Raw genomic sequence first — 14,036 nt, 5'->3', positions numbered from 1 at the left:
GGTACCGGACCTAGTATATGCGCAAAGCGGATATCACCGAAAACCTCAATCGCGTGCGTGAGCGGATTGTCACATGTTGCCGTAGCTGCGGTCGCGACAGTGACAGCGTGACACTGCTGGCGGTTTCCAAGACCAAGCCGGCTGAAGACCTGCGCGCAGCCTTTGCTGCGGGGCAGCGCGATTTTGGCGAAAACTACCTGCAGGAGGCTCTGGACAAGCAGGCTGAACTGTCAGGCCTGTCGATCTGCTGGCATTTCATCGGCCCGCTGCAGTCGAACAAGACCCGCGCCGTGGCGGAGCATTTCCAGTGGCTGCATACCGTGGACCGGCTGAAAATTGCCCGGCGGCTGTCGGAACAGCGACCGGCGGGGATGGCACCGCTGAATATCTGCCTGCAGGTGAATATCGATGCCGAGGAGAGCAAGTCCGGAGTGGCGCCGGCAGAGCTGCCGGCGCTGGCGCGGGCCGTCGCCGGATTGCCCGGCCTGCGGCTGCGGGGCCTGATGGCGATTCCCGCCCCGCGGGCAGATGCGGCGGCGCAGCGTGAGCCGTTTGCGGCGCTGGCGGCGCTGCTGCAGCAGTTGCGTGAGGAACTGCCCGGGGCGCCGCTGGACACCCTGTCGATGGGGATGTCCGGGGACCTGGAGGCGGCAATCGAGGCAGGCAGCACGATGGTACGGGTGGGCACGGATATCTTCGGGCGGCGCGACCAGTAAGTTGCAGTGGCGGGCGCCATTCCCACAGGCCCGCCCCGGCGGCCATAATTAGCCCACGCCCGCGCGGCACAGGCACAACAGGATCCAACGACGAGAGGTAACAGTGGACACACCCAGAATGGTATTTATCGGTGGCGCCGGCAACATGGCCGGTGCGGTAATCGGCGGGCTGGTGGCGGATGGCTACCCCGCGGACAGGATCCTGGCGACCGGTCGCGACCGGCAGAAGCTGGATGCCTTTGCCGCCCGCACCGGGGTGCCGGTGGGCACGGACAACGCGGCGGCCATCGCCGATACCGATATCCTGGTGCTCTCGGTCAAGCCGCAGGTGATGAAGGACCTGTGTGAATCCATCCGCGACGTGGTGCAGGAGCGCCGGCCGCTGGTGGTAACCCTGGCGGCGGGTATTCCCCTCGCTGCCTACCAGCGCTGGCTGGGTGAAGGGGTGCCGGTTGTGCGGGCCATGCCCAACACGCCGGCGCTGGTGGGCACTGGCGTCACCGGTCTGTTTGCGGCGGACGATGTCAGTGAGGAGCAGCGCGGCCAGGCGCAGCGCATTGCCGAGGCGGTGGGGCTGGCCCACTGGGTCGATGAGGAATCCGGCATCGACCAGGTGATTGCGGTGTCAGGCTCCGGGCCGGCTTACTACTTCCTCTTTATGGAGTCGATGATCGATGCGGCGGAGAAGGCCGGCATGGCCCGTGCAGACGCCGAGCGGCTCACCTTGCAAACCGCTCTGGGTGCGGCGAAACTGGCCACGGCCAGCGACGTCGATGTGGCCCAGCTGCGCCGCAACGTGATGTCTCCCGGTGGCACCACGGAGCGCGCCATCCGCTGCTTCGAGCAGGGTGGCCTGAAGTCGCTGGTGGAACAGGCCATGGGCGACTGTGCGGAACGCGCTGCGCAGATGGCGCGCGAGCTTGACCAGTAGCCGGGCACCTTTACGGCAACGACCCCATAACAGAGCTAACAGGGACAATTCATGGGCAATACGTTTTCCAATATCGGCGTTTTTCTGGTCGCTACACTGGGGATTCTCTTCCTGTTCGCGGTACTGCTGCGCTTCCTGCTGCAGCTGGCGCGGGCCGATTTTTACAATCCCATCTCCCAGGGCGTGGTGAAAGTCACCAATCCGCTGCTGCTGCCGCTGCGCAAGGTGGTGCCCGGGATGTTCGGCGTCGACATGGCGTCGCTGGTGCTGGCGCTGCTGGTGGGCACCGTGATGATTATCGTGTGCGGTTTTATGATCGGGGCCGGACTGGTGAACCCATTGAGCGCGCTGTTGTGGTCGTTGATCGGCTGTATCAGCACCACTATCGCCATCGTGTTCGTGGGAATGCTGATTTCAATCGTGTTCAGCTGGATTGCACCGCAGAGCAGCCATCCGGCGCTGCTGTTGTTGCACCAGCTGCTGGAGCCCTTCATGGGCCCGATACGCAAAGTCATCCCGCCGCTGGGAATGATCGACATCAGCCCGATCTTCCTGTTTATCCTGCTGACAGTGGCGGACAAGCTGCTGGTAGGGTTTGCCCAGGCCGCCAGCATGCCGGCATTTGTCTACAGCCTGTTCTGGCATATTCCTTTCTGATCCACCGCTGTCCCGCCGGGCGCCGTGCGCCCGGCGATTCCTGCCCGCCCCCGGCCTGCGCCGCCTGGGCGTTAAACGCCGCATGAATTCCCGGCTTGTGTGTGTATTCCGCGCACTGGGTCGCATTTTGCTTGCGCGCCAGCTTTTATAAATGTCCCTGTTAGCGGACAATGCCCCGCTCCCCGGGAAATTCGCAAAATAAAGCAGCAGTAGAAGAACAACAGGAATACATGGAAGACGCCATCTTGCGACAGCACATTGCCGAGTACGACCGCTGGAAGAAAGCGCTCGACCACCAGTTTGACGAGTTCAATAACTGGCTGGAGCAGCACTTCCCCAACTCCGCCGGCGCCCGCCAGGTAGTGCGGCAGGCCCGCGCGCTGCTGGCGGAGGACCAGTTCACGCTGGCGCTGGTGGGCGAGTTCTCCCGGGGCAAGACCGAACTGATCAACGCGCTGCTGTCCCATACTTATGGCAAGCGCCTGCTGCCGTCCAAGCCGGGGCGCACCACCATGTGCCCCACCGAGATCTACAGCGACGGCAGCGACAAGGCCAGCCTGCGCCTGTTGCCCATCGAAACCCTGTCCACCAATACCAGCCTGGAAAGCTTCCGGCGCATCCCGCAGAAATGGGTCTCGCACCAGTTCAATGCCGATGACCCGGAGGCGACCCGCGCGGCGCTGCAGAAAGTGGCCGCGAGCAAAACGGTTACCCCGGAGGAGGCCGCGCGCTATGGCTTCGATCGTCGCCACCTGGACAGCCACGGCAACCTGGTGGAGATCCCGGCCTGGCGCTATGCCCTGATCTGCCTGCCGCACCCGCTGCTGTCACAGGGACTGCGCATCCTCGATACACCGGGGCTCAATGCCCTGGGCAACGAGCCGGAACTGACCCTGAGCACACTGCCCAGTGCCCAGGCGGTGGCCTTCCTGCTGTCCGCCGATGCGGGCGTAAGCGGTACTGACCTGAATATGTGGGAGACCCACCTGGTGCCGTTGAAGGAACACCGCGGCACCGCGGTAATGGCGCTGCTGAACAAGATCGATGTGCTCTGGGGAGACCCGGACGAGGATCACGAGCAGATGCTGCGCGGTATGCGCGCGCAGGTTGCCAAGCTGCTGGAGCTGCCGATGGAGAGCGTGGTGGGGGTGTCCGCCAAGCAGGCCCTGGTGGCACGGCACCAGCGCGACCCGCAGCTGCTGCGGGACAGCCATTTCCAGGACTTCGAGCGCATGCTGGTGGAGCGCCTGCTGGAGCACCGCCAGAAAGTTTCCGAGCACCGCTCCCTGCACCAGGCACTGACGCTGATGGCGGATACCCGCGACCTGCTCAAGCGCCGGCTCAACAGCGGTCGCGCGGCACTGTCCCACCTGGAGCAGAACAGCGGCACCACCAAGGAGCAACTGGAAGAGCTGGTGGCCCTGCACAAGACCGCCCGCGAGCAACACAAGCTCTGCCACCAGGAGCTGCTGACCCTGAAATCCAGCCAGCGCATGCTGGCCCGCCAGCGTGCGGCCCTGCTGGAGCCGGTGTCCAGCCAGCAGCTGCAGACCCTGATCGAGGAAACCAGTCGCGCGCTCTACGAGCGCTGGACGCCGCTGGGACTGGCCAAGGCCATCGACGATTTCATGCACGGTGTGGATCACCAGCTGGGCAGCCTGGAACGCGAGGCGGAACAGGCTAACCGGGTGGTGGATGCGATCTTCGAGCGCTCCTCGCTGAGTCACCTGGATGCCAGTGAACAGCATCTCGACATGGGCAGCTTCCGCGCTGCCCTGCGCGGCCTGCACCGCCAGGCGGCCCAGCTGCGCCGCTCGCCGCAGCTATTGCTGGCGCGCCGCAACCGCCTGACGGAGCGCTTCCTGGCCACCCTCGCCAGCGAGGTGGGCCGGCTCTACAGCCAGCTGATTTCCGCTGCCGATGGCTGGCTCGACCAGGCGCTGGAACCCCTCAAACAGCACGCGCAGTACCAGAAGCACCTGCTGAACCGGCACCTGATCAAGCTTACCGAGCTGAAGCAGAAGACCCAGAGCAAGCGCACCGACCTGCGTGCGCTGGAGAGCGAAGTGGTGCGCAACGACAGCGCGCTGGCATCCCTGGAAGAGCTGCTGCGCCGTAGCGCGCCATCACCGCGTCCGGTGGCCCCGCCGCCCCGGGCCAGCAATGTGACCCCGCTGAAGGCCCCGGCCAGCAACTGACGCTGGCCATCATTTGTAATTTTCCGGCGCGCTCCCGTAAACTTGCCGCACGCCCCGATCGCCGCACTGGCGTGCAGCAGTGTGCCCGGGGGCCCCGATTCTGATCACCAAGCGAAGCCGCCTTGTCCACGGAAAAAGTCTCCCCCTCAGCAGACGCGCGCCCGCAGCCTGCCGGTGCCGCGCCCTCCGGATCCGGCCCAGCCAGTGCGGCGGGCTCAGTCGGTATTGTGGTACCGCAGCGGCATACATTCAGTGAGCCACTGGAACTGGCCTGTGGGCGCACGCTGCGTGACTACACGCTCGTTTACGAAACCTATGGCGAGCTCAATGCCGAGCGCAGCAATGCGGTGCTGATCTGCCACGCGTTGTCCGGCCATCACCACGCCGCCGGGCGCCACCATCCCGACGACAAGCGCCCCGGCTGGTGGGACAACTATATTGGGCCCGGCAAGCCGATCGATACCGACCGCTTTTTCGTGGTGTCGCTGAATAACCTGGGGGGCTGCCACGGTTCCACCGGCCCGGCGGACACCAACCCGGAAACGGGCCGGCCCTGGGGGCCGGATTTCCCCATGCTGCGCGTGCGCGACTGGGTGCACAGCCAGGCGCGGCTGGCCGATGTCCTCGGCATCGATCAGTGGGCCGCAGTGATTGGCGGCAGCCTGGGTGGCATGCAGGCAATGCGCTGGGCACTCGAGTACCCGGAGCGGTTACGCCACTGCGTGGTGATCGCCTCGGCAATGAAGCTCTCGGCGCAGAACATTGCCTTCAACGAGACGGCACGGCAGGCGATTACCTCGGACCCGGACTTCTGCGAGGGCCGCTACCTGGAACAGGGTCAGCTGCCCCGCCGGGGCCTGGCCGTGGCGCGCATGATTGGCCACATCACCTACCTGTCCGATGATGGCCTGGGACGCAAGTTCGGGCGCGAACTGCGCTCCGGCAGCTTCCGCCTGGGGGCGGAGGAAGAAGTGGAATTCCAGGTGCAGAGTTACCTGCGTTACCAAGGCGATACCTTCTCCAGCAGCTTCGACCCCAACACCTATATCCTGATGACCCGTGCACTGGATTATTTTGACCTGGCGCGGGAATACGGCGACGACCCGGTGGCGGCTTTCTCCCATGCCCGCTGCCGTTTCCTGTTGCTGTCGTTCACGTCCGACTGGCGCTTTGCGCCCGAGCGGTCGCGGGAAACTGCCGACGCATTGATGCACGCCAATATTCCTGTCAGCTACGCCGAGATTGAGTCCGCCATGGGACATGACGCCTTCCTGTTGCCCAATGATCGCTATCGACGGGTGTTCGGCACCTATATGGCAGGCGTTGCCGCGGAATGCAGTGAAGAGGTGAACGGCTGATGCGTATCGATCTGGACATCATCCAGGAGTGGATCGCGCCGCATACCCGCGTACTGGACCTGGGCTGTGGCGATGGCCTGTTGCTGGAGCAGCTCGGCCGCCACAAGCAGGTGAGTGGCTACGGCCTGGAAATCGACCACGGACAGATCGAGCGCTGCCTGGCGCGCGGGGTCAATGTGGTGGAGCAGAACCTGGACCAGGGCCTGGGCAATTTTGCCGACGGCAGTTTTGATACGGTGGTGATGACCCAGGCCCTGCAGACCCTGCGCCAGCCACACCTGGTAGTGCGGGAGATGCTGCGGGTGGGGCGTGAGTGCATCATTACCTTCCCCAACTTCGGCCAGTGGAGCGCACGCTGGCACCTGGCCTTTTCCGGGCGTATGCCCGTGTCGGATTTATTACCATTTGAGTGGTACGACACGCCCAATATTCATTTTTGTACTTTCCGGGACTTTGACCTGCTCTGTCGGGAGAACGACTGGACTATCCTGCACCGGCAGGTAGTATCAGAGTCATTGCCAGGCAGGGCGTTCAAGGATTTCCTGCCCAATCTGTTCGGCGAGACGGCAATTTACCATCTCACTCGCTAAACTGAATCTAGTAAAAGTAAAAGCGCGCCATGCGGCCCCGCTGTAACCGGGCCACGCAGACCGCGCACCGCAGGTGACAGAGGAGGTGAACGTGAAACGCATCTTAGCCGCAGTGGGCGCCGCCGTGCTGCTGTTCTGGGCTGCCAGCGCCGCGGCGCAGGAAGCCAAGATCATCAAGAGCCATGAGGATTTCGGTGACTACCGGGTGATCTATTCGGTATTCAACAGCGATTTCATCAAACCGGAGATTGCGCAGAACTACCAGTTGGTGCGCGCCGGTGACCGCGCCTTCGTCAATGTGTCGGTGGTGAAAAAAGACGGCGGCACCAAGGGGCTGGCCTCCGAGATGTCGGGAACCGCCAGCAACCTGATGCAACAGTCGCGCAACCTGGAATTCACCGAGATTCGCGACGGGGATGCAGTTTATTACCTGGCACCCCTGCGTTTCGAGGATGAAGAGGTGCTGACGTTCAATGTGAATGTCAAACTGCCCGATGGCCGCACCGAGACCATTACTTTCCGGCGCAAGCTGGAGCGCGGCTGAAGGCCGGCCATTCCCGACGGCGTTACCTGGAAAGCAAGCAAAGCGAGCGCCTGGCGCTCGCTTTTACGTTGCGCTACCGCATCGACGGTGGCGGTAGCCGCATACCGGCAATAAAAGACAAATCCTGGAATTCCTGAATGTTTGACAAGATCGTGCTGGCCAGTGGCAATGCCGGCAAGTTACGCGAATTTTCCCAGCTTTTCTCAAGCTGGGACATCGAGGTGGCACCGCAGTCCGATTTCGATGTGCCGGAGGCCGATGAAACCGGCCTCAGCTTTATCGAGAACGCCCTGATCAAGGCGCGCCATGCCAGCCGCATCAGCGGGTTACCGGCGCTTGCCGATGACTCAGGCCTGGCGGTGGACGCACTTGGCGGTGCACCGGGCATCTATTCGGCCCGCTACGCAGGCAGTGACGCCAGTGACGCGGACAACAACCGCAAGCTCCTGGAGGCGCTGGCGGATGTGCCCGACGAGCGCCGGGGAGCGAGCTTCCATTGTGCCCTGGCGTTCGTGCGTTCCCATGACGACCCGGTACCGCTGGTGTGCAGTGCGCGCTGGAGCGGGCGTATCCTGCGGGAGCCGGCCGGGGAGCAGGGCTTTGGTTACGACCCGCTGTTCTATGTGGAAGAGCAGGGCTGCAGTTCCGCGGAGCTGCCGCGCGAGGTGAAAAACCGCATCAGTCACCGCGCCCGGGCGGTGCAGCAGTTCGGGCAACTCTGGCAGGAATTGATGGGGCGTGAACAGATAAAGGGTGGGAACTGAAGTTGGCGGAAGAGCGTGACAAGCTGCTGGCGCTGCCGCCGCTGAGCCTCTATGTGCATATTCCCTGGTGTGTGCGCAAATGCCCCTACTGCGACTTCAATTCCCACGCCGCCGGCGAAACGCTGCCTGAGACGGAATACGTGGCGCAGCTGGAGCGTGACCTGCGCAGCCAGCGGCTGTGGGCGCAGGGGCGCCGGTTGCAGAGCATCTTCTTCGGCGGTGGCACCCCGAGCCTGTTCTCGCCGCAGGCCATCGGTGCCATTCTCGCCGCTGCGGAGCGGGAAGTAGGCTTTGCGGATGATATCGAGATCACCCTGGAGGCAAACCCGGGCACCTTCGAGCAGGCCAAGTTCGCCGGCTACCGCGCCGCCGGGGTCAACCGGCTGTCGATCGGGGTGCAGAGCTTTGATACGCAACAGCTGGATAACCTGGGCCGGATCCACTCCGGCAGCGAGGCCGAGGGCGCGCTGGAAATGGCACGCCGGGCGGGCTTCGACAATATCAACCTGGACCTGATGCACGGCCTGCCGCAGCAGTCCGAGGAAGAGGCGCTGGCGGACCTGCGCCGGGCGGTGTCACTGGCGCCGGAGCATATCTCCTGGTACCAGCTGACCATCGAGCCCAATACTGCCTTTTACAGTGCGCCGCCGGTGGTGCCGGGTCCCGCCCATATTGTCTCCATGCAGGGTTCCGGCCGCGAGTACCTGGCGCTGCAGGGCTACGGCCGCTACGAGGTGTCCGCCTACTGCCAGGCGGGGCTGGAGTCCCGCCACAACCTCAATTACTGGTCCTTTGGCGACTACCTGGGCATCGGCGCCGGTGCCCACGGCAAGGTCACGCTGCCCGGGGAGGGGCGGATACTGCGCAGCCGCCGCACCCGTGCCCCCCGGCACTATTTAGCGCTTCCGCGGGCCGCAGGCGCTGAAGCGCTACCGCTGGCTAACGGCGAGGATGCGCTGGAGTTGCCGCTGGTGGAGGCCGTGGCCACCGAGGAGTTGCCGCTGGAGTTCCTGATGAATGCGTTGCGACTGGTCCGTGGCGTGCCGGTGGGGAGCTTCGCCCCCTATACCGGGCTGCCGCTGGCGGTGCTGGAGCGCCAGTGGCCATCGCTTGAGCAACTGCAGCTGGTACAGCCACTGGGGCCGCGCATCGCCGCCAGCACCTTCGGCTTCGACTACCTTGACGAGATCCTGCAGCGGTTCCTGGAACAGCCCTGAGCGAACCTGCAACCAGCCCTGAGCCAACCGGGAACCCGCCCCGGGGACCAGGGGCCATAATTGAACCAGTGGGCAGGCCTGCAGTTGACGGGCTTGAAACCGGCACCTGTGCCCCCATCTAGGGGGGAAACGGTGCCCCGGGGCCATCCCTTGCGGGTGGGGCCGGGCAATCCTTATCATGTGCCGGCACCCCGCCGCGGGGTCGACCGCACCGAGTAACCCAGAGAACAGGAAAGCAATATGAGCGATAACGCTATTGTCAATGTCACCGACGCCGAATTCGAAGCCGAGGTTCTGAAGGCCGAGGGCCCGGTACTGGTAGATTTCTGGGCGCAATGGTGCGGCCCCTGCAAGATGATCGCTCCGGTACTGGAAGACCTGGCCGGTCACTATGGCGACAAGCTGAAGATCGTCAAGGTCGACGTGGATGCCAACAAGGAATCCCCGGCCAAGTACAATGTCCGCGGTATCCCGACCCTGCTGCTGTTCAAGGGCGGCAATGTGGAAGGCACCAAGGTCGGCGCCCTGTCCCGCGCCCAGCTGACCGAGTTTATCGACAGCCAGCTGTAAGGCTGGCCCCCTGGCCGGGATTGCCCGGCCGCCCCGTCCTGCGGGGGGCAAATACCCCTTGCAGGATGGCATTCTGCCGTTATACTGGCTATCATTCTTGAAACCGCTCCGACGAGCCAACTAACTGATCTGGACCGAGCTGAACCAAGTCGCCCCTCCGCAAGGTTACAGACCCCCCGGCGCACAAACTCCTCGAGTTGAACTTTTCTGAAGCTGAGCTGCCCGATTAGCTGGCTTGAGAGCGGTATGATTTCCCCTGATGTTGTCGCGTTCGCGGCAAACCTGATTTCGGCCATAACCTGGGCATCCAAGCGTGGGCAAGATAGAACAGATTTCTCAAACCCCTCCTAAAAAATCAGGCGCGTCCGCGCCAATTGAAAACAGAAACGTTAATAAAGCAATTGGTATGAATCTTTCCGAATTAAAAACCAAACCCATTGAAGAGCTGATTGAAATTGCCAAGGGCATGGGCCTCGAAAACCTGGCCCGCTCGCGCAAGCAGGACATTATCTTCAACATCCTCAAGCGTCACGCGAAGAGCGGTGAAGATATCTACGGCGACGGTGTCCTGGAAATCCTGCAGGATGGTTTTGGTTTTTTGCGCTCTGCCGACTCTTCCTACCTGGCGGGCCCCGACGACATCTATGTGTCCCCCAGCCAGATCCGGCGCTTTAACCTGCGTACCGGTGACTCCATTGCCGGCAAGATCCGGCCGCCGAAAGAGGGCGAGCGCTACTTCGCGCTGCTGAAAGTCAGCGAGATCAACTTCGACAAGCCGGAAAACGCCCGCAGCAAGATCCTCTTCGAAAACCTCACCCCGCTGTTCCCCAACAACCGCCTGACCCTCGAGTGTGGCAACGGTTCCTCCGAGGACCTGATTGGCCGCATCATCGACCTGGTGGCGCCGATCGGCAAGGGCCAGCGCGGGCTGATCGTGGCACCGCCCAAGGCCGGTAAGACCATCATGTTGCAGAACATGGCCCAGGCCATCACCCGCAACAACCCGGAGTGCCACCTGATCGTCCTGCTGATCGACGAGCGCCCGGAAGAAGTCACCGAGATGCAGCGCTCCGTCCGCGGTGAGGTCGTGGCCTCCACCTTCGACGAGCCGCCGGCGCGCCACGTCCAGGTGGCCGAGATGGTGATCGAGAAGGCCAAGCGCCTGGTGGAGCACAAGAAGGACGTGGTGATCCTGCTGGACTCCATCACCCGCCTGGCGCGCGCGTACAACACTACCGTACCGAGTTCCGGCAAGGTCCTGACCGGCGGTGTGGACGCCCACGCACTGGAGCGCCCCAAGCGCTTCTTCGGTGCCGCGCGTAACATCGAAGAGGGCGGCAGCCTGTCGATCATCGCCACCGCGCTGGTGGATACCGGCTCCAAGATGGACGAAGTGATCTTCGAGGAGTTCAAGGGTACCGGTAACATGGAACTGCAGCTGGACCGCAAGATCGCCGAGAAGCGCGTCTACCCGGCCATCAATGTGCGCCGCTCCGGCACCCGCCGTGAGGAGCTGCTGATGCCGGAAGGCGAGCTGCAGCGGGTCTGGATCCTGCGCAAGCTGCTGCACGATATGGAAGATATGGCGGCCACCGAGTTCCTGATCGACAAGCTGAAGGACTTCAAGACCAACGATGAATTCTTCCTGTCCATGAAACGGAAATAATAGCGATTCACAATCGGGCACCTGAGCGGGTGCCCGCTTTGAATACGCGACGAAATTGGCGATTATTTACGCCGATTTGTATTGAAAAGGCGAGCCGTTAGGCATATAAAGTCCCACATTGTGGCGCTGGATGTGTATTGAACGAACGACGCCCGACCGAATTGGCCCAAGCCAGTCATTTTGTGGCAGGCGACAGGGGTCAATCTCAGATGGATGATCTGGTGGAGCTGGTTATCCATTTGTGACTTGCACGACAGCCCACATACTCAGTGAGAACTTTTTGTGAATATCTATATTGGAAATCTGGCCTACGCGGTAACCTCCGAAGACCTGCAGGACGCTTTTGGCGCTTTCGGGGAAATCTCTCGCGCGACTGTAATCACCGACCGGGAGACTGGCCGCTCTAAAGGTTTCGGTTTCGTTGAAATGCCGAACGACGACGAAGCTCGTAAGGCGATCGAGGAAATGAATGATCAACCGCTGTCTGGCCGTAACATCCGTGTTAACGAAGCCAAGCCGCGCGAAGATCGTCCGCGTCGTCCCCGCTTCTAAGCTGATTCTGGCTTAAGAATTTTACGGCCCGCCCCCCGGCGGGTCGTTTCCCCCTCTCTCCCCAGCACCCGTTTCCACCGGGCTGCCATTCCCCATTTTGTGCCGAGTCCTTTACACTGGCGTGGTTTGAAACCGATGTCAGGACCTGCATGAAATACAAAGACCTGCGCGACTTTATCAAGCGGCTGGAAAAACGCGGCCTGCTCAAGCGCATCAAGCACCCGGTAGACCCGAACCTGGAAATGACCGAAATTGCCGACCGTGTCCTGCGGGCCGGCGGACCGGCACTCCTGTTCGAGAACCCGGTTGGTTTCGATACGCCGGTACTGGCCAACCTGTTCGGCACCCCCGAGCGGGTTGCCCTGGGTATGGGCCGCGAGAGCGTGCGCGAGCTGCGCGAGGTGGGCGAATTGCTGGCTTTCCTCAAGGAGCCGCAGCCCCCGGAAAGCCTGCGCGATGCCTGGGAAAAGCTGCCGGTGTTCAAGCAGGTGCTCAATATGGGCCCCCGGGTGGTGAAGAACGCACCCTGCCAGCAGGTGGCGCTGACCGGCGAGGATGTCGACCTGTACCGGCTGCCGATCCAGACCTGCTGGCCCGGCGACGCCGCTCCCCTGGTGACCTGGCCCCTGGTCATTACCCGCGGCCCGGAGAAGAAGCGCCAGAACCTGGGCATCTACCGCATGCAGCTGATTGGCAAAAACCGGCTGATCATGCGCTGGCTGTCCCACCGTGGCGGCGCGCTGGATTTCCGTGACTGGTGCCAGCGCAACCCCGGCAAGCCCTACCCGGTGGCGGTGGCCCTGGGGGCCGATCCCGCCACCATCCTCGGTGCCGTGACCCCGGTGCCCGACACCCTGTCGGAATACGCCTTCGCCGGCCTGCTGCGCGGCGACAAGACCGAGGTGGCGGATGCCGGCCTGAGCGACCTGCAGGTACCCGCCAGTGCCGAGTATGTGCTGGAGGGCTTCATCTACCCGGACGACATGGCCGACGAGGGCCCCTACGGCGACCATACCGGTTACTACAACGAGGTGGATCGTTTCCCCGTGTTCACGGTGGAGAAAATCACCCACCGCAAGGACCCCATCTACCACAGCACCTATACCGGCCGCCCGCCGGACGAGCCCGCCGTGCTGGGCGAGGCCCTGAACGAGGTGTTCGTGCCCATCCTGAAGAAGCAGTTCCCCGAGATCGAAGACTTCTACCTGCCCCCGGAGGGCTGTTCCTACCGGCTGGCGGTGGTCAGCATGAAGAAGCAGTATCCCGGCCACGCCAAGCGGGTGATGATGGGCGTGTGGTCCTTCCTGCGCCAGTTTATGTACACCAAGTTTGTGATCGTCACCGACGACGACGTAAACACCCGCGACTGGAACGACGTGATCTGGGCCATGACCACCCGCATGGACCCGGCACGGGACACGGTGATGGTGGAGAACACACCCATCGATTACCTGGACTTCGCCTCGCCGGTATCCGGCCTGGGCTCCAAGATCGGCTTTGATGCCACCAACAAGTGGCCCGGCGAGACCGACCGCGAGTGGGGCCAGCCCATCGAGCGTGACCCGGACGTGGTCCAGAAGGTAGACCAGATGTGGGACAAGCTCGGGCTCTGATCCCCCGCACTCACCATAGGCATTCCCAGGGAGGGGAACATGCAAGTCATCAAGACCATCCGCCCGGGCCAGCCGGGCGCCCGCCGATTCGAGCACCGCTTTGGCAAGCGACTCTGCGCCGTTCGCTACCGCGAGTCCACCTGTGGCGAGAAAATCCTCACTACCGTCGAACTTGTGATCGATGAACGGGCAAAGCCTGCACCCGGGGTGTCGCTGGCCGCTGTGCAAGCACACGACCGTGCCGAGCCGGTCGCCCTGTCAGTCGGCCGCGAAGAACTCGCCATGCGCAGGCTGGTCAAGCAGGCCGGGGCCCGCTGGAGTGCCAGAGGCAAAGCCTGGATCCTGAAACGGGAGATGGCCGTAACACTGGGACTATCACACCGGATGGTCGAGGGGCTGGCGGACGAATGTACCGATATAGATACCAGCGTTGAACTGTAGCATGGCCATATCTGCCCATTTATGGCTACATATAGGCATACATGGTCATATGTACCCATATGCCCAGATATGACCATGCCTAAGAATTAACTGTTAGATTTTGTCGGCCTCGGAGTGATTGGCTTTTGGACTTTACCAGAATCTAACACCTGTATAGAAATACAGTAACGAAATATAAATTAACTGGACCAGTGGAATTACTTCTAAAAGGAAGATGAC

14 protein-coding genes are annotated in these 14,036 nt (G+C 62.6%); all 14 read left to right on the top strand.

Features of this window, described 5'->3' with window-relative positions; genetic code table 11:
* The first annotated feature begins 17 nt into the window (after positions 1-17).
* The 14 genes from ACH6CX_RS06255 (at position 18) to ACH6CX_RS06190 (ending at position 13,817) form a co-directional block, all read left to right on the top strand.
* A complete protein-coding gene (locus tag ACH6CX_RS06255) occupies positions 18-716 on the top strand; it encodes a YggS family pyridoxal phosphate-dependent enzyme (RefSeq protein ID WP_232940614.1) in 699 nt (232 codons plus the stop codon).
* 103 nt (positions 717-819) lie between these two features.
* Positions 820-1,647, top strand: a complete 828-nt coding sequence (gene proC, locus ACH6CX_RS06250) for a pyrroline-5-carboxylate reductase (protein WP_334078283.1) — start codon at positions 820-822, stop codon at positions 1,645-1,647.
* A gap of 51 nt (positions 1,648-1,698) precedes the next feature.
* Complete coding sequence (locus tag ACH6CX_RS06245; protein ID WP_232940615.1) at positions 1,699-2,304, top strand: YggT family protein; 606 nt, start codon at positions 1,699-1,701, stop codon at positions 2,302-2,304.
* Positions 2,305-2,534: 230 nt separating this feature from the next.
* Positions 2,535-4,502: a dynamin family protein gene (locus ACH6CX_RS06240; RefSeq protein ID WP_232940616.1), complete on the top strand. Its 1,968-nt coding sequence runs from the start codon at positions 2,535-2,537 to the stop codon at positions 4,500-4,502.
* Positions 4,503-4,726: 224 nt separating this feature from the next.
* Complete coding sequence (locus ACH6CX_RS06235; protein WP_396675281.1) at positions 4,727-5,860, top strand: homoserine O-acetyltransferase; 1,134 nt, start codon at positions 4,727-4,729, stop codon at positions 5,858-5,860.
* Entirely contained in the window at positions 5,860-6,450 is a 591-nt protein-coding gene (metW, locus tag ACH6CX_RS06230) for a methionine biosynthesis protein MetW (RefSeq protein WP_232940618.1), read from the top strand. The genes ACH6CX_RS06235 and metW overlap by 1 nt, the downstream gene beginning before the upstream one ends.
* A gap of 91 nt (positions 6,451-6,541) precedes the next feature.
* Positions 6,542-6,994, top strand: a complete 453-nt coding sequence (locus tag ACH6CX_RS06225) for a DUF4426 domain-containing protein (protein ID WP_232940619.1) — start codon at positions 6,542-6,544, stop codon at positions 6,992-6,994.
* A gap of 137 nt (positions 6,995-7,131) precedes the next feature.
* Positions 7,132-7,758: an RdgB/HAM1 family non-canonical purine NTP pyrophosphatase gene (gene rdgB / locus ACH6CX_RS06220; RefSeq protein ID WP_232940621.1), complete on the top strand. Its 627-nt coding sequence runs from the start codon at positions 7,132-7,134 to the stop codon at positions 7,756-7,758.
* Positions 7,759-7,760: 2 nt separating this feature from the next.
* Entirely contained in the window at positions 7,761-8,975 is a 1,215-nt protein-coding gene (gene hemW / locus ACH6CX_RS06215) for a radical SAM family heme chaperone HemW (protein ID WP_232940623.1), read from the top strand.
* 240 nt (positions 8,976-9,215) lie between these two features.
* Complete coding sequence (trxA, locus tag ACH6CX_RS06210) at positions 9,216-9,545, top strand: thioredoxin TrxA (RefSeq protein ID WP_232940624.1); 330 nt, start codon at positions 9,216-9,218, stop codon at positions 9,543-9,545.
* A 406-nt stretch (positions 9,546-9,951) separates the two neighbouring features.
* Positions 9,952-11,211 carry a transcription termination factor Rho gene (rho, locus tag ACH6CX_RS06205; protein WP_232940625.1) on the top strand — a complete coding sequence of 420 codons (1,260 nt, stop codon included), beginning with the start codon at positions 9,952-9,954 and terminating at the stop codon, positions 11,209-11,211.
* A gap of 282 nt (positions 11,212-11,493) precedes the next feature.
* Entirely contained in the window at positions 11,494-11,763 is a 270-nt protein-coding gene (locus tag ACH6CX_RS06200) for an RNA-binding protein (RefSeq protein ID WP_232940626.1), read from the top strand.
* A 149-nt stretch (positions 11,764-11,912) separates the two neighbouring features.
* A complete protein-coding gene (gene ubiD, locus ACH6CX_RS06195; RefSeq protein WP_396675189.1) occupies positions 11,913-13,376 on the top strand; it encodes a 4-hydroxy-3-polyprenylbenzoate decarboxylase in 1,464 nt (487 codons plus the stop codon).
* 39 nt (positions 13,377-13,415) lie between these two features.
* A complete protein-coding gene (locus ACH6CX_RS06190) occupies positions 13,416-13,817 on the top strand; it encodes a hypothetical protein (RefSeq protein WP_232940628.1) in 402 nt (133 codons plus the stop codon).
* The last annotated feature ends 219 nt before the right edge of the window (positions 13,818-14,036 follow it).

The sequence above is a fragment of the Microbulbifer sp. JSM ZJ756 genome (genome assembly GCF_044383805.1).
GTDB lineage: Bacteria > Pseudomonadota > Gammaproteobacteria > Pseudomonadales > Cellvibrionaceae > Microbulbifer > Microbulbifer zhoushanensis.
Note: the sequence above shows the minus strand (reverse complement) of the source record. Positions and strands in the feature narration are given on the sequence as shown.

What these genes read in the sequence shown, in the direction of transcription:
- rho (WP_232940625.1), top strand. Translation starts at nt 9,952, where the DNA reads ATGAATCTTTCCGAATTAAAAACCAAACCCATTGAAGAGCTGATTGAA.
- trxA (WP_232940624.1), top strand. Translation starts at nt 9,216, where the DNA reads ATGAGCGATAACGCTATTGTCAATGTCACCGACGCCGAATTCGAAGCC.
- ubiD (WP_396675189.1), top strand. Translation starts at nt 11,913, where the DNA reads ATGAAATACAAAGACCTGCGCGACTTTATCAAGCGGCTGGAAAAACGC.
- metW (WP_232940618.1), top strand. Translation starts at nt 5,860, where the DNA reads ATGCGTATCGATCTGGACATCATCCAGGAGTGGATCGCGCCGCATACC.
- ACH6CX_RS06190 (WP_232940628.1), top strand. Translation starts at nt 13,416, where the DNA reads ATGCAAGTCATCAAGACCATCCGCCCGGGCCAGCCGGGCGCCCGCCGA.
- ACH6CX_RS06240 (WP_232940616.1), top strand. Translation starts at nt 2,535, where the DNA reads ATGGAAGACGCCATCTTGCGACAGCACATTGCCGAGTACGACCGCTGG.
- ACH6CX_RS06245 (WP_232940615.1), top strand. Translation starts at nt 1,699, where the DNA reads ATGGGCAATACGTTTTCCAATATCGGCGTTTTTCTGGTCGCTACACTG.
- rdgB (WP_232940621.1), top strand. Translation starts at nt 7,132, where the DNA reads ATGTTTGACAAGATCGTGCTGGCCAGTGGCAATGCCGGCAAGTTACGC.
- ACH6CX_RS06255 (WP_232940614.1), top strand. Translation starts at nt 18, where the DNA reads ATGCGCAAAGCGGATATCACCGAAAACCTCAATCGCGTGCGTGAGCGG.